A 22,959-nucleotide genomic window follows, 5' to 3' on the forward strand; every position below is an offset into this window, starting at 1 on the left:
GGCGCGCCGTTTTGCGGCCGCGGGATGGGCAACAATAATCATCAGGGTTCCAATGCGGCTGCGTTTTTCGGCACTATTGTCGGCTTTGCTGTTGGTCAGCGGCTGCACGTCCACCAGTTACGACCTGCTGGAAACCGCATCCGTTTCCAGGCCGAAATTCTCCGATACCGACCCGCAGGATTTCGGCGTCAACAACCCGCACCGCCATGAGGTACACGGCATCGACGTGTCCAAATGGAATGGCGATGTCGACTGGCAAACCGTGCGCAAATCCGGCGTCTCCTTCGTTTTCATCAAGGCAACGGAAGGGTCGGACCGTATCGATCCGAAATTCGGTGACCATTGGCGCAGCGCGGCCTCGGCGAATATTCTGCATGCGCCTTACCACTTCTATTATTTCTGTTCGACGGCGGACGCTCAAGCCGACTGGTTCATCAGCAACGTGCCGAAAGAAGCCGTCACCCTGCCGCCGGTTCTCGACGTGGAGTGGAATCCTTCCTCCCCCACCTGCAAGACCCGCCCTGCCCCGGGTATCGTGCGCGCCGAAATGCAGCGCTTCCTCGACCGCCTCGAGGCCCATTATGGGAAGCGCCCGATCATCTATACGTCGGTCGATTTCCACCGTGACAATCTCGTCGGCCAGTTCAAGGACTACCATTTCTGGGTGCGTTCCGTCGCCGCCCATCCGGCCAAGATTTACGAAGACCGGAAATGGGCCTTTTGGCAATATACCGCAACCGGCGTCGTACCCGGCGTGAACGGCCCCACCGACATCAATGTATTTGCCGGAAGTGAGAAAAACTGGCGAAAATGGATTGCTTCCGCCAAATAAGGCGGCCAAGAAGCAACACTTTCGAAAAATCGGCGTTGTTCTGCAACGCCAGATCGTCCGGTCCGTTTTTTTGTCGCAAACATATGGGTAAAGCGGGCCAACAACCTATCGAGGAAATTCCCCATGCCCACCTTCCGGTCGCGCAGCATCGTTTTTGCCGCCGCTTTGTCGCTTCTCTCCACCGGCTCCGCTCTTGCCACGCCGCCTGTGGCTTCGCCTGACGATCCAAAGCAGGTTGCCTGCGGCGGCGATCTCGGCGCATTTCTTGAGGGCGTGAAGGCTGAGGCCGTTGCCAAGGGCGTTCCAGCCGCTGCCATCGAAAAGGCGCTGGCCGGCGCTCAGATCGACCCAAAAGTGCTTTCGCGTGACCGCGCCCAGGGCGTCTTCCGCCAGACCTTCCTGGAATTCTCCCAGCGCACCGTCAGCCAGGCGCGTCTCGATATCGGCCGCAAGAAGCTGCAGGAACTCTCCTCCACCTTCGCCCGCGCCGAAAATGAGTTCGGCGTACCCGCCGGCGTCATCGCCGCCTTCTGGGCGATGGAAACCGATTTCGGCGCCGTTCAGGGCGATTTCAACACCCGCAACGCGCTGGTGACCCTGTCGCATGATTGCCGCCGCCCGGAACTTTTCCGCCCGCAATTGCTGGCGCTGATCGAAATGGTCCAGCACGGCGATCTCGATCCCGCTACCAATACGGGTGCATGGGCCGGCGAAATCGGCCAGGTGCAGATGCTGCCCAAGGACATCATCGCCTTTGGTGTCGATGGTGATGGCAACGGTCATATCAACGTCAAGGACAGCGCCCCGGATGCGATCCTGACAGCCGCGAAATTTATCCAACACCTCGGCTTCAAGAAGGGCGAACCCTGGATGCAGGAAGTTTCTGTCCCGGAAAACCTGCCCTGGGAAAAATCCGGCCTTGGCGGGTCCCTGACCGCTGGCGACTGGTTTGCACTTGGCGTGACCCCGCGCGACGGCAACAAGAACTTCGCCTCCCTGCCTGCCGCCCTCATCATGCCGCAGGGTCGCAAGGGACCGACCTTCATCACCTATCCGAACTTCAATATCTATCTGGAGTGGAACCAGTCTTTCATCTACACGACCTCGGCCGCCTATTTCGCCAACCGCCTAATGGGCGCGCCGGTCTATAACAAGGGCAATCCCGATCCGGGCTTCGATGATGCCACGATGAAAGAGTTGCAGACCAAGCTTGAAGCGCGTGGCCACGATGTCGGCAAGGTGGATGGAATTCTCGGTTCCGGCACCCGCGTCGCTATCCAGAAGGAACAGCAGCGCCTCGGAATGCCCGCAGACGGATGGCCGACCCAGGCACTTCTCCAGGCGCTTTAACCTGGGTTAATCGCACTACCGGGCCTTTAATCTATCAGCCGGAATCAAGGCGCAAACTGTTAATCTCGACCGGATGACTGGGGATAACACCCCGGTCATTTACTTTTTTTAAAGATATGAAGCACTGCGTGATAGATAAATAATCATTTATTTTCAATATATTACAGAAATCACTTTTTTAATAGGCGCCAAGCCGTGCTGCACCGCATCACAGAAACCGCTTTTCAAGTGCCACAAAACGGTCATATTATCGAACCTGTCAACAACAGGAGGCACCCATGGGACTTACAAAATCTCTCAATGCCTTGGCAGTCGGTTTGGCGTTTTTGTTCGTAGCGATGATGCTTTTCATCTGACGCGACGTGAAGACCAAACGCAGTTAAGAACCGTAGATGACACGAATTTAAAAAGCGCAGGCCCCGAGGGACCTGCGCTTTTTTCATGTCGGTAATCGGCTTTCCGGCGTCAGGCGGCGCTGCGGCGCAGGCGCTGCAGCCCGAGGTTTTCCAGCACCGCGTCGACCAGCGGAGCGCGGTTCATGGTGTAGAGGTGGAACTCGTTAAAGCCACGCCGTTGCAGATCGGCGATCTGCTCGGCCGCAACTTCAGCGGCCACGCGGGCGCGCCCTTCCAGATCCTCGTCATAGCCTTCAAAACGCTCATCCAGAAATCCGGGAACGCTGGTACCGCAGCGGCCGGCGAAACGCTTGAGCTGGGTCAGGTTCTGGATCGGCATGATGCCCGGAACCACCGGAATGGTGATGCCCGCCACGGTGACGCGCTCCATGTAACGTTCAAACACATCATTATCGAAGAAGAACTGGGTCAGCGCCCGGGTCGCGCCATTATCGGCCTTGCGCTTCAGCATGTCGATATCGACCGTCTCGCTTGCGCTTTCAGGATGTTTTTCCGGATAGGCGGAAACGGAAATCTCGAAATCGCCGATCTCGCGCAGCCCCTTCACCAGTGCTGCGGCGTTCTCGTAACCTTCCGGATGCGGCTGGTAAGCCGTGCCGATGCCGGTGGAGGGATCGCCACGCAGCGCCACGAAATGGCGAACACCGGCGTTGCGAAACTCTTCAATGACCTGATGCACATCGTCACGGCTGGCATCGACGCAGGTCAGATGCGCAGCGGTCGGCAGATGGCTGTCACCGATCATGCGGCGCACGGCATCCAGCGTCGGCGCCTTGGTGGAACCACCAGCGCCATAGGTGACGGACACGAAATCCGGATCCCACTTCTTCAGCTCGGCAACCGTCTCCCAGAGCTGGGCGTCCATCTCGGCGTTCTTCGGCGGGAAAAACTCGAAAGACAACCGGATATCGCCATCACGGCGTGCGGTTTCAGACCTCAACATATCATGCCCTCCCGGAGCGAAGTAAAACCGCCTCTTGCACCACATCGTCTGCCATCAGCAGCCGCTGGTCGCGGGCAACCCATATCGTCACGTCCAGAGCCTCGTCGGACGCTTTTTCAGAATGAAGATCAACAGCGCGTTCCAGCGAAAGCCCGGCCTTCTTCATCCATTCTTCCATCAGCGGATGCGAAAAGCCGAGCCGCACATGCGCATGTTCATCACGAAGATATTCGAAGGAATGCGGTGCAAGATCGATGACGATCAACCGCCCGCCCGGTCGCAGCATGCGCGCAGCTTCGGAAAGCGCAATTTCCGGCTGGTCGAGAAAATGCAGGACCTGATGGATGACGATCAGATCGAAATCCTGCCCTTCGAGCGGCAGGTTGAGAATATCGCCATGGCGCACGGATGCATTTCCCACACCCGCCTTATCGAGATTGGCGCGTGCGACCGAGAGCATGTCGCGGCTGGCATCCACGCCGATCGCACGGCGGTAGATGCCGCTCAGAAGCTGGAGGATGCGGCCGGTGCCGGTGCCGAGATCAAGAAGCGAATCGATCGGCGTTGTGCCCACCAGCTTCAACAGCGCGCCTTCCACGGCCTCGTCGCTGACATGCAGGCGGCGCAGCTCGTCCCAGGCGGATGCATTGCGGCTGAAATAATCCTGCGCCCGCTCCGCCCGTACCCGCTTGACGGTGGCAAGACGTTCGCTGTCACGCTGGAGAACGGCGTCAGACGGCGATGCGGCGCCAAGCAGTTGCCTGACGACAACGGCAGGCTCGCCATCCTGCCGAAGCCGGAAATAGGCCCAAGCGCCTTCCTGATACCGCTCGATCAGCCCCTCTTCCGTCAAAAGCTTGAGGTGACGGGAGATGCGCGGCTGCGACTGGCCGAGAATTTCGGTAAGGTCAGTGACGGTCAGATCGCCAGCGGAAAGAAGTGCCAGCAAACGGAAGCGCGTCGGCTCGCCCGCCGCCTTCAGAAGATCCACCAATTTGTCCAAACCGAACGCCAATTTGCTGCGCCTCGCAAACTAATCAAGATATAAAGATATCTTTATGTCGATGTCGCGTTCGATGCAAGCGCAAAGTGTCATGCGCCGTCTTCAAGTCGAATTATTGCACGAGAAAAGGCCCGCTTTGCGGCGGGCCTTTCCGAAGAGATGCGACAAGAGGATCAGCGCGTCAGGCGCTTGTAACTCACCCGGCCGGGCTTGATGCTTTCCGGGCCGAGACGGCGGACCTTGTCCTTTTCGTAGTCTTCGAAGTTGCCTTCGAACCATTCCACATGGCTGTCACCCTCGAAAGCGAGGATGTGGGTAGCCAGACGGTCAAGGAACATGCGGTCGTGGCTGATGATAACGGCGCAACCGGCGAAGGCTTCCAGCGCTTCTTCAAGGGCTGCCAGCGTTTCCGTATCAAGGTCGTTGGTCGGTTCGTCGAGCAGCAGCACGTTGCCGCCGGCCTTCAGCATCTTGGCGAGGTGCACGCGGTTGCGCTGACCACCCGAGAGATTGCCGACCTTCTGCTGCTGGTCGCCGCCCTTAAAGTTGAAGGCGCCACAATAGGCGCGCGAGTTCACTTCGAACTTGCCGAGCTTGATGATGTCGTTGCCGCCGGAGATTTCCTCCCAGACGGTCTTGTCACCCGCCAGCGTATCACGGCTCTGGTCGACGTATCCGAGGTGCACGGTCTCGCCAACGGTCACCGAACCGCTATCTGGCTGTTCCTGACCGGTGATCATGCGAAACAGTGTGGTCTTACCTGCACCGTTCGGGCCGATGACACCGACAATGCCGCCCGGAGGCAGCTTGAAGGTCAAGTTTTCGATGAGAACCCGATCGCCATAGGACTTGGTGAGGTTTTCCGCTTCGATAACGACACGGCCCAGACGCTCGGCGACCGGAATGACGATCTGCGCGTCGCCGGGACGACGGTTTTCAGCGGCTTCCACCAGCTCGTCATAAGCGCGGATACGCGCCTTGGACTTCGTCTGGCGAGCCTTGGGGCTGGAAGCGATCCATTCCTGCTCGCGGCTGATGGCCTTCTGGCGCGAGGCGTCTTCACGGGCTTCCTGCTGCATGCGCTTGGCTTTTGCCTGCAGATAGGCGGAGTAGTTGCCTTCGTAGGGAATGCCGCGGCCACGGTCGAGTTCGAGAATCCAGCCGGTGACGTTGTCGAGGAAGTAGCGGTCGTGGGTGATCATCATCACGGCGCCGGGATAGTCGCGCAGGTGCTTTTCGAGCCAGGCGATGGTTTCGGCATCAAGATGGTTGGTCGGTTCGTCGAGCAGCAGCAGGTCAGGCTGCGAAAGCAGCAGCTTGCAAAGCGCCACACGGCGGCGCTCACCACCCGAAAGGCCGGTTACGGCAGAGTCGCCGGGCGGGCAACGCAGCGCATCCATGGCCATTTCGACCTGATTTTCCAGATCCCACAGGTTCTGGCTGTCGATCATGTCCTGGAGCTTGGCGCCCTCATCCGCCGTTTCGTCGGAATAGTTCATCATCAATTCGTTGTAGCGGTCGACGATCGCCGTCTTGCTCGCCACGCCTTCCATGACGTTTTCCATCACGGTCTTGTTTTCGTCGAGCTTCGGCTCCTGCTCGAGATAACCAAGCGTCGCGCCTTCGGCGAGCCAGGCTTCACCGGTATATTCCTTGTCGAGGCCGGCCATGATTTTCAGAACGGTCGACTTACCGGCGCCGTTCGGGCCGAGGATACCGATCTTCGCATCGGGGTAGAAGGAGAGATGGACGTTCTCCAGAACCTTCTTCGCGCCATAGGACTTGTTCAGCCCAGCCATGTGATAGATGAATTGACGTGCCATTGTAGCGAATGCTCCACATCGGATTTTTAAGAGTACGTATCGGGAAATTTGCCGCTATGTAGGGTAAATAGGACCTTGGGGCAACCTCTGGCACGATTATGACCCCATGATTATGACAGGCTGCGTGATGAGACGATGGGTGCGATGATGAATGAGCCAACCGATAACTTCGCGTTCAGCCAGATCCAGAGGCTGGAAGCCCCTTCCGGCGCATCGATCGCCTTCCGTCATCAGCCTTCCGCTCTATCCCCCGCCCGTGGCGTGCTGATGATCTGCCACGGCCTTGTCGAGCACGCCGGCCGCTACCGCCGTTTTGCCGATGTCATGGCGAAACAGGGTTTCGAGGTCTATGCCCATGATCATCGCGGCCACGGCCGCACCAAAGCGGCGGATGCGCCTCTCGGCCGCTTCGCCTGGAAGGACGGCGCGGAAAAGGTCGTTTCCGATGTCATGGCGATACGCGTCATGGTCGGTGAAAGACATCCCGGCCTGCCGGTCATTCTGTTCGGCCACTCCATGGGCGGCCTCGTGGCGCTCAACGCCGCCGTCAGCCACCCGGATGCCTTCGATGGTCTGTCGATCTGGAATTCCAATCTCAATCCCGGCGTCATGGGCCGCATCGCACAGGTCGTGCTCCGGCTTGAAAAGATGCTGAAGGGATCGGACGTGCCGAGCGCCATCCTGCCGAAGGCGACCTTCCGCGCCTGGAATGCAAAAATGCCGGAAAAACGCACCCATGCCGACTGGCTGAGCCACGACAAGGCGGCCGTGGATGCCTATGTGGAAGACCCGCTCTGCCAGTTCGAGGCCAGCGTTTCGCTCTGGCAGGATGTTTTCGACCTGTCCTATCGCGCGCCAAAACTCATCGAGCGCCTACCAAAGACCTTGCCGCTTCTCCTCGTCAGCGGCGATCAGGATGCAGCCACCAATGATGGCAGGGAGATCGTGTGGCTGGCCGAACGTTTTCGCCACGCGGGCTTCAGCCATGTCGAACACACGATCTACAAGGGAATGCGGCACGAGACGCTGAACGAGATCGGCTGGCAGGCCGTGGCGGCGGATTTCGCTGCCTGGTGCGGCCGGGTTGTCAAAGACTGAGGGCGTCTTTGCCGAAACGGAATAAGTCCATGAGATAAAATCACATGCGGCGCGGCAAGCAGCGGTCTATAAACCGGCAAGCAGAAAATCCCGGGGGACAGATGACCGACATGCCGAACAGGAAACCGCCGCTCTCAGGCATCCGCGTCATTGAGCTGGCGCGTGTTCTGGCTGGTCCCTGGGCGGGGCAGATGCTGGCCGATATGGGCGCTGACGTCATCAAGGTCGAAAACCCCGAAGGTGGCGACGATACCCGGGCATGGGGGCCACCCTTCGTCGAAAGCGCCGATGGCGAAAACCTGTCTGCCGCCTATTACCACGCCACCAATCGTGGCAAACGCTCCATCGTCGCCGATCTGAAAACGCCCGAAGGCTGTGCGCTGGTGCGCCGGCTGGTCCGCACTGCCGATGTCGTTATCGAAAACTTCAAGCGCGACGGGCTTGCCAAATATGGCCTAGATTACGAGAGCCTGAGGGTGCTCAATCCGAAGCTGATCTATTGCTCCATTACCGGCTTCGGCCAGACCGGACCTTATGCCGATTTTGCCGGATACGACTATATCGTGCAGGGCATGTCCGGTTTCATGTCGATTACGGGCGAACCGGACGGCCAGCCGATGAAGGCCGGCGTGGCGGTCGCCGATATCTTCACCGGCATCTATTCCGTGTCAGCCATTCAGGCCGCCCTCATCCACGCCATGCGATCAGGCGAGGGGCAGCACATCGACATGGCGCTTCTCGATGTGCAATCGGCCGTGCTCGCCAACCAGAACATGAATTACCTGATCTCCGGCCGCCCGCCCATCCGGCTCGGTAACGCCCACCCGAATATTTCCCCCTATGAGGTAGTGCCGACGGCCGATGGTTTCCTGATCCTCGCGGTCGGCAATGACGGCCAGTTCCGCCGCCTCTGCAACATTCTCGGCATTGGCGCGATTGCCGATGACGAACGTTATGCGACAAACAAGGCCCGCGTGGCGCATAAGGTCGAAGTGCGGCAGATCATTTCCACCGAAACGCTGAAATGGAACAAGCGCGATCTTCTGACTGCTTGCGAAACGAACGCCGTGCCGGCCGGGCCGATCAACTCCATCGAGGAAATGTTCGCCGATCCGCAGGTTCAGGCACGTGGCCTGCGCGTCGATCTGGAGGCGGAAGACGGCACCGTCATCCCCGGTGTGCGGACACCGATTATCATGTCACAGACGCCGCTGCGTTATGAGCGCCCGAGCCCGAAGCTCGGCGAACATCAGGCGCAGGTGCTGGCCGAACTGGAAACTATCGAAAGGACCGCGACGCCATGAAGGCAGGAATGAAAAGAACTGGTGGCCAACTGATCGTCGAAGCGCTGAAGGCCAATGGCGTCTCGCGCGTTTCCTGCGTTCCGGGCGAAAGCTACCTGGCGGTGCTGGATGCACTTTATGAAAGCGGCATCGAAACCGTCGTCTGCCGCCAGGAAGGCGGCGCCGCCATGATGGCTGACACCTGGGGCCGCCTGACGGGCGAACCAGGCATCTGCATGGTGACGCGCGGACCGGGCGCCACCAACGCATCGGCCGGCCTGCACATTGCGAGACAGGATTCCATTCCGATGATCCTCTTCATCGGCCAGGTACAGCGCGAAGCCCGCGAGCGCGAGGCGTTTCAGGAAGTCGAATACCGCCGCGCCTTCACCGAATTCGCCAAATGGGTGGGCGAGATCGACGATGCCCGCCGCATCCCCGAATTCGTCACCCGTGCCTTCGCCGTTGCCACCTCCGGCCGCCCCGGCCCGGTGGTTCTGACGCTGCCCGAAGACATGCTGGTGGAGGAGATCGAAGCGCCCGAGGCAAAGCCCTATATGCCGGTGGAGGCGCATCCCGGCCCTTCGCAGATGACGGCCTTCGCAAAAATGCTGGGCGAGGCGAAACGGCCGATTTTCATTATCGGCGGTACACGCTGGTCCGAAGAAAGCGTGGCAACCTTCCGGGCATTTGCCGAAAACCACAAGCTGCCCGTCGGCTGTTCCTTCCGCCGCCAGATGCTGTTCGATCATCTGAGCCCCTCTTATGCCGGAGATGTCGGCATCGGCATCAACCCGGCCTTAGCGAAGGAGATCAAGGAATCCGATCTGGTGGTGCTGCTTGGCGGCCGCCTCTCGGAAATGCCGTCCTCCGGTTATACACTGCTCGACATCCCCTACCCGTCGCAGAAGCTGATCCATATTTATCCCGAAGCCGAAGAGCTCGGCCGCGTCTATCGCCCCGATCTGGCGATCTGTGCTGCGCCGGATGATTTCGTCGCCGCCCTCTCCTCGCTCACCCTTTCCGGCAGCGCCGCCTGGGCGGAACGCACCGCCGCCATGCACGCGGCTTACCTCGCCTGGTCGACGCCGCCGCAGACCGGCCCCGGCACGGTGCAGATGGGGCCGATCATGGACTGGATCGAGGCCAATGTGGCCGACGACGCCATCTTCACCAATGGCGCCGGCAATTATGCCACCTGGCTGCACCGCTTCCACCGCTTCCGCCGCTACAACACGCAATCGGCCCCGACCTCCGGTTCCATGGGTTACGGCCTGCCGGCGGCTGTCGCCGCCAAGCATCTGTTCCCGGAGCGTGAGGTGATCTGCTTTGCCGGTGACGGCTGTTTCATGATGCACGGACAGGAATTCATCACTGCCGTGCGTTATGGCCTGCCGATCATCACCGTGCTTGTTAACAATGGCACCTATGGCACCATTCGCATGCATCAGGAGCGGGAATACCCCGGCCGTGTCAGCGGCACCGATCTCGTCAATCCGGATTTCAACGCTTTTGCCAAGGCCTATAGCGGCCATGGCGAAACGGTGGAAAGAACGCAAGACTTCGCCGCCGCCTTCGAGCGGGCGCGTGCAAGCGGCAAGCCTGCCATCATCGAGGTGAAGCTGGACCCGGAAGCGATCACGCCGACGCGCACGCTGACGCAGATCAGGACAAAAAGCTGACATGACGCATGGACATGCCTCCGGCATGGTGTAAATCCTGACGCTCGCTGGACGTCATCCTCGGGCTTGTCCCGAGGATCCAACCACGTCGCGTTAAATCGATCGGTTGCAGATGCTCGGGACAGGCCCGAGCATGACGTGGAGAGGTTTTACGCTTCTCTCAGCATCCACTAACTCAGGACAAGACATGCTGGACGTTGCCCCTCCCGTCATCACCCCACGAGGTACAAAGATCGAGCCCTCCGCCGGCGCGCCTTTCGAGGCCGTGCGCGTCGCCCGCGATGTCCTGCATACATCCCGCACGGCAGCGCTCGCCACGCTCGACCCGGTCAGCGGCTATCCCTACACGACCGCCACCAATATCGGCATCGAGCCGGATGGCACGCCGTTCTTTTTTGCTGCCGGCCTGACGCTGCACGCCCGCAACATCGAGACCGACCCGCGCATCTCGCTGACGCTCGCGCCCTTTGGCAAGGGCGATGCGCTGACGCTGCCGCGGCTGACGCTGGTCGGCATGGCGGAACAGATCAACCCGGAAGACGTGCCGCTTGCGAGACAGCGCTACATCGACCGCTATCCAAAGGCGAAACTTTACCTCTCCCTTCCCGACACAAGGCTCTACCGGCTACGGACGGAAGGTGTGCAGATCAATGGCGGCCCAGCCCGCAATGCCAGCAACATTACGCCTGCCGATCTGCGCACTGATCTGTCAGGTGCGGCGGAACTGATGGCGGCGGCTGAAAGCGAAGCGACCCGCCTCAACGCCATCAAGGGCGAGGCGTCGCGGCTCGCAGTTCTCGCTGGTGCCAAAACCGGACGCTGGAAAATCACATCCATCGATCCTGACGGCATCGATCTCGCTTCGGCCAGCGATCTGGCCCGATTGTGGTTCGAAGAGCGTGTAGAAACCTTGAAGCAGTTTGAGAAGGCGCTCGCTCAGCTTTTGAAGTGAAGGGCTCAAGCGATTCACAACCCTGAGACAATCGCCTCGCCTCCGTTATGCTCGGGCCTGTCCCGAGCATGACGAAACAAACGTTTCGAATTTCCCATCAAAAAAGGCCGGGCCGCTTCCACGACCCGGCCTTCCCATAGATCAAACCGTCGCTCAGAGAGCAGCGGTCACGATGAATTCAACCTTGTAGTCCGGCGTTGCCAGAGCTGCTTCGCTGGTGGCGCGGGCTGGCGGGTTTGCCGGGTCGATCCAGCCTTCCCAGACGGCGTTCATTTCGCCGAAGGTGGACATGTCGGAGAGGTAGATGATGGTCTGCAGGATCTTCGACTTGTCGGAACCGGCAGCGGCCAGCAGGCGGTCGACTTCAGCGAGAGCCGACTTGCTCTGTTCGGTCACACCAGTGCCTTCGCCCACCTGGCCGGCCAGATAAACGGTGTTGCCGTGAACGACGGCGCCGCTCATGCGCTTGCCCGGCTCGATACGCTTGATGGTCATGGAAAACTCCTGTTGATTGGCATTAAAATTCAAAGATGCGCGGAAAATCAGCCGCGCAGGTGATGGGTCTTTTCGTAAATTGCCGTCGAGCGCGCACCGGAACGGCAATAACCGAGCATCGGGCGCTGCAATTCGTCAAGTGCATCCACCATGCCGGTAACGGCATCGGCATCGACGCCGTACCGACCGACAGGCACATGCATGATGGTGAGCCCGAGCTGCTCTGCGCGCTCGGCGATATCGGCGAAAAGCGGCTGGCCGTCTTCTTCGCCGTCGGGGCGGTGGCAGACGATCGACTTGAAGCCGAGTGCCTTGACCTCATCCAGATCGGCGACGCTGATCTGACCCGTTACGGAATATTCGTCGTCTATGCGCTTGATATCCATCTTCATGCCTCCGCTGGCCGTCACCCTTGAAATCCGCATCCGATGTAAGCGGTCAAAACCCCTGCGTCAATGACGGGACATCTTCATTCGGTACGGCTCAGAGGATGGAAAAGCGCAGGCCGAAGGAACGGCTTTCGCCCGGTTGGAGAATATTGAACTCGCCGGCCGCCTCCAGCTCCTTGCGCCCCACCCAGCGATGCGAAACCGGTTCGATACCAAGCACATTGGCCGGGTCCTGCTGGTTCCGCCACATCTGCAGATAGGGCAAGGTCTCGGTGCGAAAACCGACGGTCAGCGTCTTGCCGCCGATGGCCGCGATCGGGCCCAGCTTCAATTCCGCCCACTCGTTCTTGCCGGCGGAGACGCAGAAAACGTTGCCCGGCTCCTCGCCAAACCGCCAGCCGTGGCCGCCACCATCCAGCATCGCGCCTTCAAGCTGCACGGCATCGTCAAACAGGCGCGCGCCGATATTCATGTGATACATCAGGAACACCGGGATCGGTCGGTCCGATCTATTGACGACCCTGTCATCGAGGTTGACTTCGCCGCTTTCGCCGTCGATGCGCCATGTCCGCTCCAGGAGCGCAGTCCCGCCATCGGCAAGCTTCACGGGAACCTCAACGCGCGCCAGCGCATTGGTCTCATGAACGTCGAAGGCGATGATGGTCGCAGGATGCGAGGAGAAGGAGCCATGCAACGGATACCGGCGCCCCTCGACGTCACCCTCGATCAGCTCGGGATGGCGGATATGATCGGGACCGCAGGTGAAGAGAAAGCCTTCGAGCGAATGATCGATGCGCGCATCGCCATCGTCGGGAATGGCGCGGCCGGGCGCGATATCGATTCCATCGACGATACAGGCGCCGATATCGAAAACGGAGGTTTCATCGAGGAAAATGCGTGGCGATCTGCCGGCCTGAAACGAACGCAAGACAACCTCCTTGGCAGTAAAAACGCAGAAATCACGGAAACGCTACTAACTGTGAGGAAAATTAAGATTGCATTAACCGCGAATTCACCTTTTTCACAATAGGGTCAAGATTAGCGTGTGTTTATCGGTGACGAAGCAAGGGATAGCAGAATCGTGAAACATTTCCTTAACGCCGCTCTGGGTCTGACGGTCGCGCTGGCGTCGGTTTTCGCCCCGCTACCGGCGGGCGCGCAGCAGCGTTATGGCGACCAACAGCAAACCATGCTGGTTACACCGGATGGTCGTGTTCTCGACTTCATGCCCGAGCGTGGCGATATCGTCATCAGCCGTGACACGATGGGCCGCACGGTGTTTTACGACCGCTACGGCAATCTGCTGGCCACCGAAATGCCCTCAGGCTATCAGCAACGGCAGCAGCAGGACACCACCTATTATCCGCCCGCCCCCGGCGGCCAGTACCGCGAGCCGCAGCGCGACTATGGCTATCAGGACAATGGCAGCGTGCGCGATTATCGCGAATATCGCGGCGATGGCGCTGACGACAATGTCTATACCGGCTCCGTTCCCGCCCCCGGCGCGGTTGAAAGCGGGCCACTTGGCCAGCCGATGCCGGGCGAAAGCACCACGGCCGCCGTTCCACAGCCGGAGCACCTGATCGAACGCCACACGCCAGTGACCACGCCGGTCAACCGTTCGCGCCAGGAAATCGTCGCGCTCCAGACCTTCCTCGACCGCGAAGGCATTTCGCCCGGCGTGATCGACGGCAAGATGGGTGACAACGTCAACAAGGCGATTGCCGCCTGGCAGGACATGACCGGCGACAAGCTCGATCCGAACAATTCCGATGATATTCTGGAACGCCTGCGCGCTTCCGGCGGCATGCCGATCGTGGATTATACGATTACCGCCGCCGATGCCGCTGGCCCCTATGTCGCCTCCATTCCCGACGATTATGCCGCAAAATCGCAGCTGCCAGCGCTCTCCTTCACGTCCACCCCGGAAGCGCTGGCGGAACGGTTCCACATGGATGAGAACTACCTGAAGGAACTGAACCCGGGCATCGACTTCTCCATCCCCGGCACCATCATCAAGGTCGTTAATCCAGGCGAGGCGAAAAAGGGACAGGTCGCCCGCATCGTTGCCCATAAGGGCATCAAACAGGTCTTCGCTTACGATCAGGGCGGTAATCTCATTGCCGCCTACCCCGCCACCATCGGCTCTACGGATACGCCTTCACCGAGCGGCACGCATACGGTCGAGCGCGTCGCGCTCAATCCGGGCTATACCTACAATCCGAAGATCAACTTCAAGCAGGGCCAGAACGACAAAATCCTGCAAATTCCGCCGGGTCCGAATGGCCCCGTTGGCACGGTCTGGATCGCCCTGTCGAAGCCGACCTACGGCATTCACGGCACGCCGGAACCGTCCAAGATCGGCAAGACCAACAGCCACGGCTGTATCCGCCTGACCAACTGGGACGCGACCGAACTGGCGAAGATGGTCCGCCCCGGCGTCGTGGTCGAATTCGCCGAATAAAGCGACGGCAAGAAAAAAGAAAGCCCGGCGGATTATGGTCCGCCGGGCTTTTTCCTTGATGGAGCTTTATGCGCGCTTTTCCGTCAGGAAATACAGGAGCGCCGCTACCGGCAGGGCGAAACCGATCCACGACGCGGCTGGCCATTCGCCGACCGCATAGGCCCAGCCACCCACAGCGGAACCGATCGCGCCGCCCATGAAAAACGTCGCCATATAGATGCCGTTCAGGCGGCTTCGGAATTCCGCCCCAAGCGTGAAGATAGCCCGCTGGCCAATCACCAGATTGGTGGTGACGCCGAAATCGAGAACAATTGCCGCGACGACCAGAATGGCGAGCGCCAGATGCGAACCTTCAGGCGCCAGATGCGTGACGGCGAAAGAGAGCGCCACCGACACCAGCGCAAAGAGCGTGGCCACACGGGTCCAGCCACGATCGGCCATCCGCCCGGCAATTGGTGCGGCCACGGTGCCGGCCGCGCCCGCCAGTGCGAAGAGCGCGATCTCACCCTGGCTGAGATTGAAATGCGGCCCGCTCAGATAAAGCGGCGTCGTCGTCCAGAACAGGCTGAAGGCGGCAAAGAGGAAAGCATGGTAGATCGCCCGCCGCCGCAGGATCGGAGTATGCAAGGCAAGCCTGCCCATCGAGGCCATCAACGCGCCGTAGCTCAGCCGCGCTTCGGGCATACGAACGGGCAGAAGTCGGAAAAGCACCACGGCAAGAAGCGCCATGACCGCTGCGGACGTCAGAAAGACGCCACGCCAGGAAACCACCTCCGATAGCAGGCTGGAGACCGGCCGCGCCAGCATGATGCCGGCCATCAGCCCGCTCATGACATTGCCGACCACGCGCCCCCGAATGGCGTGCGGCGCCATATGCGCAGCATAGGGAACGATGACCTGTACCGCCACGGAACTGACGCCAACCAGGAAGGCGGCGATCAGGAACGGCGCCGCATGCGGCGCAAACGCAGCAGCGACGAGCGACAACACCGCCATCGAGACCGAACTGACCACCAGCTTGCGGTTTTCGACGAGATCACCAAGTGGCACGACGAACAGCAGACCGATACCATAACCGATCTGCGTCAGCGTCACGATCAGGCCAGTCGCGCCAGCGGAAAGACCGAGTTCCGCCCCGATGATGCCGGCAAGCGGCTGGCCATAATAAAGATTGGCTGCAATCAGCCCGCAGGCTGTCGCCAGCAAAAACGTCAGAGCCGGGGAAATGGATGTCGCTTCAACATCATCCCCATCAATTACACGCGTCGTCATCATTTTCTCCAATATGGAAACAAATGTTTCCTAAATAGTCACAAAATCAATCAGCAAGCTTCATGGCGATATCCACCACGGCCACCATGTCTTTCAGGGTGCGCCCGGTTTTTCCCACCACGCGCATGCCGTACATCATGCACAGCATCGCCCGGGCGAGATCATCCGGGTCGGCCGTCGAATGCACGGAACCATCCTTCTGCCCTTCGGTGATGATATGGGCGACGATCCGCTCCCTCGCCTTCACCGCCCGCTCGACCACGACCGCAATGTCGTCGTCCAGGGCAGCCAGATCGGCAGCGGCACCAACCACCAGACACCCGTCCGAACCCACACCGCCATGGGATCGTTCGGCATAAAACATCAGCCCGGCTCTAAGACGTTCATAACCGGTCTCGAAACCGGCCACTGCCGCTTCGAAACGTTCGGTCTGCACGATCCTGTAGCGTTCCATCGTGGCGATGAAGATGGCTTTCTTGTCCTTGAAGGCCTTGTAGAGACTACCCTGCGCCAGTTCCATCGCATCGGTGAGATCACCAACCGAAGTGGCGTGATAGCCGCGCCGGGAAAAGACACGGATCGCGCCGTCAAGCGCACGATCGAGATCGAACTCGCGTGGCCGGCCGCGATGGCGCTGTTCCTGAGAATGGGTTTGGGTCGTATTGGTCATGACCGCAATATAGGAAACGATCATTTCCAAATCAAGCAAAAAAACGCGTGCCATGAGGAGGCGATGGGAAGCGCCTCATAACGACGCCTCTCCTCAGCAATTTGTGGGTGCCAATTTCATCCAACCGCGGCAACGTCGCTGCAACCAGCCGGAAATCGCAACGTGGGGTCAGGCAGCCTCGCGCGTCACGAGACGTGCTAGGTGCGCAACACGCCTCGGAAGTCTTTTCGGCAGGAGGTTGATGACTTCCTCGGCAAAGGCCGTCGCGTTTTCGACCGCCTTGTCGATATTGCTGACCTTCTTGCAGTCCAGACAGAGGAGCGTGCCGCCATAGTCGAAAATATCACGATAGGCCGCCCGCTCGACGATCGCCGTGTTGAGAACGGAGACGTTCTTTTCCGCCAGCAACATCTTGACCAGCAGCAGCGACCGCGTCGCCACCATGGCGTTGACCCGCGTCAGCACGATGGAATGGGCAATCTCCTTGCCCATCCTGCGGTTCAGGAATTCGATGTGATCGAGCACTTCGGCAGCACCCCGCGCATCCATGGCCGAGCCCTGAACCGGGATCAGAACATGATCGGAAATACCGAGCGCCATGGTCAGAAGCGGCGTTTTCGCACCCGGCAGGTCGATGATGAAACAGTCGGTATTTGTTTTATTCTCGCGAATATGGCCCTCAAGCGAGGCCATCGTCACATGAGAAATCACCGAGAGATTTTCGATCTCACCGGAGAGTTCATGCCAGCGCGAAATCCACAATTGCGGATCGGCATCGAGAACCGTGACGCGATGGCCGCTGCGGGCCAGTTCGGTTGCCAGAAGCAGTACGGCCGTGGTTTTTCCGGCACCGCCCTTGGTATTGGCAAAAGTGATGACTGACATGATGCCCCCTGTTGGTCAGAGCCATTTCATGCTCATTCACGCACCGACGCCTTCATGGTGCTTTCCACAATCTTAACGAACAGGGTTAACAAAAAGCTAAGAACGGTTTGCCGCGCAACAAAAAGCCCGCGATTTGTAACGCGGGCTTCTTCCAGTTCAGTGGATTATGTCACTTTGCGGCAGGAACCCACATCGTCCGCCCGCAGCCGGCCGGCTTTGAGATCCTCATATTTGGGCAGATCCAGCGAACCGCCCAGCCTTTTCTCAACGGTATTGCGATCAAGCGAAATCATGCGCCCGGCACTCGTGAAGGACACCATGCCATTCTTTCCGGAATAGGCCATGGTCGCGCGCATCTCGCAAAAATAGCGGTCGGAACCTTTAGACAGGTTCCAGCCTCGAATTCCCGCTTTGTTGCTCGAGAGGGCTCCAACTTTGTAGCCCTGCCCTGAAAGTTCCTTAAAAGAAGCAGCCTGCACAACGACAGGCAAACCCAACAACGCCACCGCGATCAGTGACGAAAAAAGTGAGAATCTCGCGGTCACTCTGTCTACCTTTTAAAAGCAAGCCTCAAAAAGCGCCTTGGTATTTTCCAGCGTCATCGGCACCGGATTACCACCGCAGCTCGGATCCTTGATCGCTTCTGCCGCCAGCTCGTCGATACGATCAGGCTTGATGCCCATGGCGGTCAGGTTTTCCGGCACGCCGAGTTCCTTGCGAAGTTCCAGCACGTAATCATAGAAGCCGTCAAAACCGCCGGAAATGCCGAGATAGGCGGCCGCACGCGCGATCTTGTCTTCGATGGCAGGACGGTTGAAACGCAGCACCGCCGGCATAACGACGGCATTGGTCATGCCGTGATGGGTGTTGTAGACCGCCCCGATCGGATGCGAGAGCGAATGAATGGCCCCGAGACCCTTCTGGAAGGCAACCGCCCCCATCGCCGCCGCCGCCATCATATTGGTGCGGGCTTCGATATCCGTGCCATCCTTATAGGCGCGCGGCAGGAATTCCTTGACGAGACGCAGGCCCTCAAGCGCGACACCAGCACTCATCGGGTGGAAGAACGGTGACGAATACGCTTCGAGGCAATGGGCGAAGGCATCCATGCCGGTGCCGGCCGTGATGACCTTCGGCATGCCGACCGTCAGTTCCGGATCGCAGATGACGACACCGGGAAGCAGCTTGGGATGGAAGATGATCTTCTTCACATGCGTCTGCGAATTGGTGATGACGCTGGCGCGGCCGACTTCCGAACCGGTGCCAGCCGTCGTCGGGACTGCGACGATGGGCGCGATCTTCGACGCATCAGCGCGTGTCCACCAATCACCGATATCCTCGAAATCCCAGACCGGACGTGTCTGCCCGGCCATGAAGGCGATCATCTTGCCGAGATCGAGGCCCGAGCCGCCGCCAAAGGCGACGACGCCGTCATGACCACCATCGCGGTAAGCTTTGATGCCGGCTTCCATGTTGATTTCGTTGGGGTTCGGATCGACATCGGCAAAGATCGCCCGGCCAAGACCCGCCTCTTCCAGCACGTCAAGCGCATGCGCGGTGATCGCCATATTGGCAAGGCCACGATCCGTGACGAGCAGTGGCTTCCTGATGCCGAGCGTTTTGCAGGCTTCCGCCAGTTCCTTGATCCGGCCACGGCCAAGCTTGACGGCGGTGGGATAACTCCAGTTGGCGACGATATTCATTTCGTGACTTTCTTCAGATGGTAGGATTTCGGGCGGGTCAGATTCTGGAAACCGAGGACGGAGAGCGAACCGCCACGGCCGGTTTCCTTGACGCCGGTCCAGCAAAGCGCCGGGTCGAGATAATCGGCGCGGTTCATGAACACGGTTCCGGTCTCGATTTCCCGGCCGATCCGGGCAGCCCGCGCCGCATCCTGCGTCCACAGCGAAGCGGTGAGGCCGTATTTGCTGTCATTCATCAGCGCAATGGCTTCGTCGTCGTTCTTGACCTTCATGATGCCGATGGCAGGACCGAAAGTCTCTTCGGTCATGAATTCCATGGAATGATCGACATTGACGAGGATCTGCGGCGCGACATAGGCACTCTCGCCATCGTCAGCGGGGAAAAGCTTCGGATCGACCAGCGCTTTGGCACCCTTCGAAACCGCGTCCGCAATCTGCGTCCGCACCACCTTGGCGAAACGCTTGTTGGCCATCGGCCCAAGCGTCGTTTCCTGCTCGAGCGGATTGCCGAGCTTGTAGTTCGAAACCCACGCCACCGACTTCTCGACGAATTCGTCATAGAGGTTTTCATTGACGTAGATGCGCTCGATACCGCAGCAGCATTGCCCGGAATTATAGGTGGCGCCATCCATCAGCGTATCGACGGCTGCATCGAGATCGGCATCCTCCATCACATAACCGGGGTCTTTGCCGCCGAGCTCGAGCCCGAGGCCGGTGAAGGTGCCGGCAGCGGCGCGCTCGATGGCCCGGCCACCTTCCACCGAACCGGTGAAATTGACGAAATTGAACAGGCCTTCGGAGATGAGCGTCGAGGTCGTGCCGTGATCGAGGAAGACATTGATGAACACATCCTCCGGCACTCCAGCCTCAACAAAGGCCCGCACCATGCGCTCGCCGACGAGAAGCGTCTGCGCCGCATGTTTGATGACAACCGTATTGCCAGCCATCAGCGCCGGAGCAACCGTGTTGATCGCGGTCATGTAAGGATAATTCCAGGGGGCGATGACGAAGACCACGCCATGCGCCTCGCGCTCGATGCGGCGTTCGAAATTGCCGCTTTCTTCGATAACGAGCGGCGCCAGCGCGTCCGCCGCAATGGAGGCGACATAGTTGGAGCGCTCGTTGAAGCCCTTGAACTCGCCGCCATAACGAACCGGACGGCCCATCATATGCGCGAGTTCCGGCACCACTTCGGCCACCATTTCGTTAAGACGCGCGACACCCTTCAGAACCAGCTGAACGCGGTCCTCAAGCGGCCGCCGCGCCCAGTCCTTCTGCGCGCTGCGCGCGTTCGAAACGGCGGCGCGCGCCGCTTCCAGCGACATCGCCTCCCGCTCGGCATAAACCGAGCCGTCAATGGGCGAGATATTTTGAATGACGGTCATGCCAAATAACTCCGATTCTAACAGGCTAAAGTCTTAACGTGGCCGGCCTCGCCATAAGCCAGAATGACGCGATCACGCGTGATGATGGTCAGGTCGTGTTCTCGCGCCGTCGTAATCAAAATACGATCGATCGGGTCTTTATGGACGAGCTGAGGAAGAAAGCAGGATGCTATAAAGATATCTGCGGTCACCGGCTGCTCGATGACTTCAGCCTCCTTTTTGAAATCGTCGTACCAACGCTGGGGACTTTTGGTCTCACTGATGCGCCCCTTCGCAACCAGCATGCCCATCTCCCATGCGGTGACGGCAGAAACGCAAACAGGATCACCTGCCTGATAGGACTGGTTCAAGGCACTGACCGCCTCGTCTGAAACAGGTTCACCCTGCGACATCCAGATCACCGCACATGTATCGAGAAGAAAGCCGTCACTCATTGTAGAGCTTTTCTCCCCATTCAAAATCAACGGGTTTGGTTAAGTCCACATCGGGCATGACGGTAATCGTGCCTTTCATACAGCCGAAAATCGGATGTCTACTTTCAGCTGTACTGGCATTGCCTGCCTCAGGGCCTGATCTTCCGGACGGAGCAGGTTCGGAATAGGCCGTTTGGTTGTTTTCCGAAAAGCCGGCAACTCCGCCCCGACGATGAAGAGCGACGTCGCCGACCGGAATCTCGAGATATTCAGCAATCCGATCCTGCTCCTCCACGCTCATATTGCGATCCCCATTTAACATTCGCGTCACCGCGCTGCGGTCCAGATTCAGGAAGCGGGCCAAATCAGCCTGACTCTTTCCTTTTCTCTTAAGCTGTTGTGAAAACCACGACTTATCAATCTGATCGCCGGTCATCGCCACGCCCCCATTGAGGTAATAGCAACAACATACTATGCGATTGAGATTTCAACAACGCCATGGTTTCACGCTCTCTCGAAACCGCGCGCCACTTCCCAGTCGGTCACGCGGCGGTCGTATTCGTCCTGCTCCCACCTTGCGGCATGCACGTAGTGATCGACCACGTCGTCGCCAAAGGCCTGGCGCAGCATTTTCGATCCATCCAGAAAGGCGGTCGCGTCGCGTAATGTCTTGGGTATCTCGCGCACGTCTTTACCGCCATAGGCATCGCCGACAAAAGCGGGCTCAAGTTCGAGTTTATTTTCGATACCGTCAATGCCCGCGGCAAGAAGAGCAGCCATGGCGAGATAGGGATTGAGATCGGACCCGCCGACACGGCATTCGATGCGGATGCCCTTGGTTTCCGCGCCGCAAAGGCGGTATCCTGCCGTGCGGTTGTCGAGGCTCCAGATCGCCTTTGTCGGCGCAAACGTGCCAGCCATGAAGCGCTTGTAGGAATTGATGTATGGCGCCAAGAAATAGGTGATGTCGCTGGCATGCGCCAGAAGCCCGGCAACATAATGCCGCATCACATCCGACATGCCATGTTCGCCATCCTTGTCGAGGAAGGCCGGCTTGCCGTCCAGGCTCCAGAGCGACTGGTGGATATGCGATGAACTGCCCGCGGCATTGTAGTTCCACTTGGCAAGGAACGTGACTGCCTTGCCCTTCGACCAGGCGATCTCCTTGGTGGCGTTCTTGATGATGGCGTGCCGGTCAGCCATGGTCAGCGCCTCGGCATAACGCACATTGATTTCCGCCTGACCGGGAGACGCCTCGCCCTTGGAATTCTCGACCGGAATTCCCGCACCCTGCAGGCCCTTGCGCAACGCCCGCATGACATCCTCTTCCTTGGTCGTCTGGAAGATATGGTAATCCTCATTATAGCCGCTGGCGAGATTGAGGTCTTTATAACCGCTGGCGCGCGCCGCATCGAAGGTCTGGTCGAACAGGAAGAATTCTAGTTCGGTCGCCATATAGGCCTTCAGCCCCATCGCCTCCAGCCGCGCCACCTGCTTTTTCAGGAGCGCGCGCGGCGAATGCGGCACTTCTTCATGGGTGTGATGGTCGAGCACGTCGCACAGAACCAGCGCCGTACCTTCCAGCCACGGCACCTTCCGCAGCGTCGAAAGGTCGGGCTTCAGCGTATAGTCGCCATATCCCTTTTCCCAGCTCGAGGACTTGTAACCAGGAACGGTTTCCATCTCCATGTCGGTGGCAAGCACATAGTTGCAGCTATGGGTTTCCTCAAAGGCGCTTTCAACGAAGAATTCCGCCTGGAACCGTTTGCCCATCAGACGCCCCTGCATGTCGACAAGGCAGGCCAGAACCGTGTCGATGCGCCCCTCGGCGACATCCATTTTAAGTGCGTCGAATGTGTAGCTCGTCATTTTGTCCGTTCCCTTGATTGCGCAGACAGGGC

22 protein-coding genes are annotated in these 22,959 nt (G+C 59.4%); 7 read left to right on the forward strand and 15 right to left on the reverse strand.

What is annotated here, in order from left to right; translation table 11 throughout:
• Nucleotides 1-52 precede the first annotated feature (52 nt).
• Entirely contained in the window at nucleotides 53-832 is a 780-nt protein-coding gene (locus GSF67_RS09755; RefSeq protein WP_006310472.1) for a GH25 family lysozyme, read from the forward strand.
• A 123-nt stretch (nucleotides 833-955) separates the two neighbouring features.
• Complete coding sequence (locus GSF67_RS09760; protein WP_006310473.1) at nucleotides 956-2,182, forward strand: lytic murein transglycosylase; 1,227 nt, start codon at nucleotides 956-958, stop codon at nucleotides 2,180-2,182.
• Nucleotides 2,183-2,647: 465 nt separating this feature from the next.
• Here the strand turns inward: GSF67_RS09760 and metF are convergent, their stop codons facing one another.
• From metF to ettA, 3 genes are all read right to left on the reverse strand, one after another.
• Nucleotides 2,648-3,541 carry a methylenetetrahydrofolate reductase [NAD(P)H] gene (metF, locus tag GSF67_RS09765; RefSeq protein ID WP_006310474.1) on the reverse strand — a complete coding sequence of 298 codons (894 nt, stop codon included), beginning with the start codon at nucleotides 3,539-3,541 and terminating at the stop codon, nucleotides 2,648-2,650.
• 1 nt (nucleotide 3,542) lies between these two features.
• Entirely contained in the window at nucleotides 3,543-4,556 is a 1,014-nt protein-coding gene (locus GSF67_RS09770) for a metalloregulator ArsR/SmtB family transcription factor (protein WP_006310475.1), read from the reverse strand.
• A gap of 161 nt (nucleotides 4,557-4,717) precedes the next feature.
• Nucleotides 4,718-6,367, reverse strand: a complete 1,650-nt coding sequence (ettA, locus tag GSF67_RS09775) for an energy-dependent translational throttle protein EttA (RefSeq protein WP_006310476.1) — start codon at nucleotides 6,365-6,367, stop codon at nucleotides 4,718-4,720.
• Between the two features lie 147 nt (nucleotides 6,368-6,514).
• On the opposite strand from ettA, the gene GSF67_RS09780 reads away from it, so the two are divergent.
• From GSF67_RS09780 to GSF67_RS09795, 4 genes are all read left to right on the forward strand, one after another.
• Nucleotides 6,515-7,465 (forward strand): alpha/beta fold hydrolase, encoded by a 951-nt coding sequence (locus GSF67_RS09780; RefSeq protein ID WP_035214652.1) that lies wholly within the window; start codon nucleotides 6,515-6,517, stop codon nucleotides 7,463-7,465.
• Between the two features lie 101 nt (nucleotides 7,466-7,566).
• The gene (locus tag GSF67_RS09785; protein ID WP_010972076.1) at nucleotides 7,567-8,769 is read left to right on the forward strand and encodes a CaiB/BaiF CoA-transferase family protein; all 1,203 of its coding nucleotides are present in this window, start codon (nucleotides 7,567-7,569) and stop codon (nucleotides 8,767-8,769) included.
• An 8-nt stretch (nucleotides 8,770-8,777) separates the two neighbouring features.
• The gene (locus GSF67_RS09790; protein WP_083815677.1) at nucleotides 8,778-10,430 is read left to right on the forward strand and encodes a thiamine pyrophosphate-binding protein; all 1,653 of its coding nucleotides are present in this window, start codon (nucleotides 8,778-8,780) and stop codon (nucleotides 10,428-10,430) included.
• A gap of 187 nt (nucleotides 10,431-10,617) precedes the next feature.
• The gene (locus GSF67_RS09795) at nucleotides 10,618-11,382 is read left to right on the forward strand and encodes a HugZ family protein (protein ID WP_006310480.1); all 765 of its coding nucleotides are present in this window, start codon (nucleotides 10,618-10,620) and stop codon (nucleotides 11,380-11,382) included.
• A 153-nt stretch (nucleotides 11,383-11,535) separates the two neighbouring features.
• Here GSF67_RS09795 and GSF67_RS09800 read toward each other — a convergent pair whose 3' ends face one another.
• The 3 genes from GSF67_RS09800 to GSF67_RS09810 form a co-directional block, all read right to left on the reverse strand.
• Nucleotides 11,536-11,877 (reverse strand): RidA family protein, encoded by a 342-nt coding sequence (locus GSF67_RS09800; protein WP_006310481.1) that lies wholly within the window; start codon nucleotides 11,875-11,877, stop codon nucleotides 11,536-11,538.
• A gap of 47 nt (nucleotides 11,878-11,924) precedes the next feature.
• On the reverse strand, nucleotides 11,925-12,263 hold the full coding sequence (locus tag GSF67_RS09805; protein WP_006310482.1) for a TIGR01244 family sulfur transferase: 339 nt from the start codon (nucleotides 12,261-12,263) through the stop codon (nucleotides 11,925-11,927).
• 97 nt (nucleotides 12,264-12,360) lie between these two features.
• Nucleotides 12,361-13,194 (reverse strand): aldose 1-epimerase family protein, encoded by an 834-nt coding sequence (locus GSF67_RS09810; protein ID WP_006310483.1) that lies wholly within the window; start codon nucleotides 13,192-13,194, stop codon nucleotides 12,361-12,363.
• A gap of 153 nt (nucleotides 13,195-13,347) precedes the next feature.
• Between GSF67_RS09810 and GSF67_RS09815 the strand changes: the two genes are divergently transcribed.
• The gene (locus GSF67_RS09815) at nucleotides 13,348-14,730 is read left to right on the forward strand and encodes a L,D-transpeptidase family protein (protein WP_035214654.1); all 1,383 of its coding nucleotides are present in this window, start codon (nucleotides 13,348-13,350) and stop codon (nucleotides 14,728-14,730) included.
• Nucleotides 14,731-14,796: 66 nt separating this feature from the next.
• On the opposite strand, the gene GSF67_RS09820 is transcribed toward GSF67_RS09815, so the two are convergent.
• From GSF67_RS09820 to GSF67_RS09860, 9 genes are all read right to left on the reverse strand, one after another.
• Nucleotides 14,797-16,002 carry an MFS transporter gene (locus GSF67_RS09820; RefSeq protein ID WP_035214629.1) on the reverse strand — a complete coding sequence of 402 codons (1,206 nt, stop codon included), beginning with the start codon at nucleotides 16,000-16,002 and terminating at the stop codon, nucleotides 14,797-14,799.
• Nucleotides 16,003-16,048: 46 nt separating this feature from the next.
• The gene (locus GSF67_RS09825) at nucleotides 16,049-16,696 is read right to left on the reverse strand and encodes a TetR/AcrR family transcriptional regulator (protein ID WP_035214656.1); all 648 of its coding nucleotides are present in this window, start codon (nucleotides 16,694-16,696) and stop codon (nucleotides 16,049-16,051) included.
• Between the two features lie 144 nt (nucleotides 16,697-16,840).
• Nucleotides 16,841-17,557, reverse strand: coding sequence for a ParA family protein (locus tag GSF67_RS09830; RefSeq protein WP_006310487.1), 717 nt, complete (start codon nucleotides 17,555-17,557; stop codon nucleotides 16,841-16,843).
• 164 nt (nucleotides 17,558-17,721) lie between these two features.
• Entirely contained in the window at nucleotides 17,722-18,102 is a 381-nt protein-coding gene (locus GSF67_RS09835) for a hypothetical protein (protein WP_035214631.1), read from the reverse strand.
• A gap of 12 nt (nucleotides 18,103-18,114) precedes the next feature.
• Nucleotides 18,115-19,260 carry an iron-containing alcohol dehydrogenase gene (locus GSF67_RS09840; RefSeq protein WP_006310489.1) on the reverse strand — a complete coding sequence of 382 codons (1,146 nt, stop codon included), beginning with the start codon at nucleotides 19,258-19,260 and terminating at the stop codon, nucleotides 18,115-18,117.
• On the reverse strand, nucleotides 19,257-20,645 hold the full coding sequence (locus GSF67_RS09845) for an aldehyde dehydrogenase family protein (protein ID WP_006310490.1): 1,389 nt from the start codon (nucleotides 20,643-20,645) through the stop codon (nucleotides 19,257-19,259). The genes GSF67_RS09840 and GSF67_RS09845 overlap by 4 nt, the downstream gene beginning before the upstream one ends.
• Before the next feature lie 17 nt (nucleotides 20,646-20,662).
• Nucleotides 20,663-21,079 (reverse strand): type II toxin-antitoxin system VapC family toxin, encoded by a 417-nt coding sequence (locus tag GSF67_RS09850; protein WP_006310491.1) that lies wholly within the window; start codon nucleotides 21,077-21,079, stop codon nucleotides 20,663-20,665.
• Nucleotides 21,072-21,494, reverse strand: a complete 423-nt coding sequence (locus tag GSF67_RS09855) for a helix-turn-helix transcriptional regulator (RefSeq protein WP_006310492.1) — start codon at nucleotides 21,492-21,494, stop codon at nucleotides 21,072-21,074. The genes GSF67_RS09850 and GSF67_RS09855 overlap by 8 nt, the downstream gene beginning before the upstream one ends.
• 68 nt (nucleotides 21,495-21,562) lie before the next feature.
• On the reverse strand, nucleotides 21,563-22,927 hold the full coding sequence (locus GSF67_RS09860; RefSeq protein ID WP_006310493.1) for a glutamine synthetase family protein: 1,365 nt from the start codon (nucleotides 22,925-22,927) through the stop codon (nucleotides 21,563-21,565).
• Between the last annotated feature and the right edge of the window lie 32 nt (nucleotides 22,928-22,959).

Source organism: Agrobacterium sp. CGMCC 11546, from assembly GCF_013365515.1.
In the GTDB taxonomy this organism is placed as follows: domain Bacteria; phylum Pseudomonadota; class Alphaproteobacteria; order Rhizobiales; family Rhizobiaceae; genus Agrobacterium; species Agrobacterium fabrum.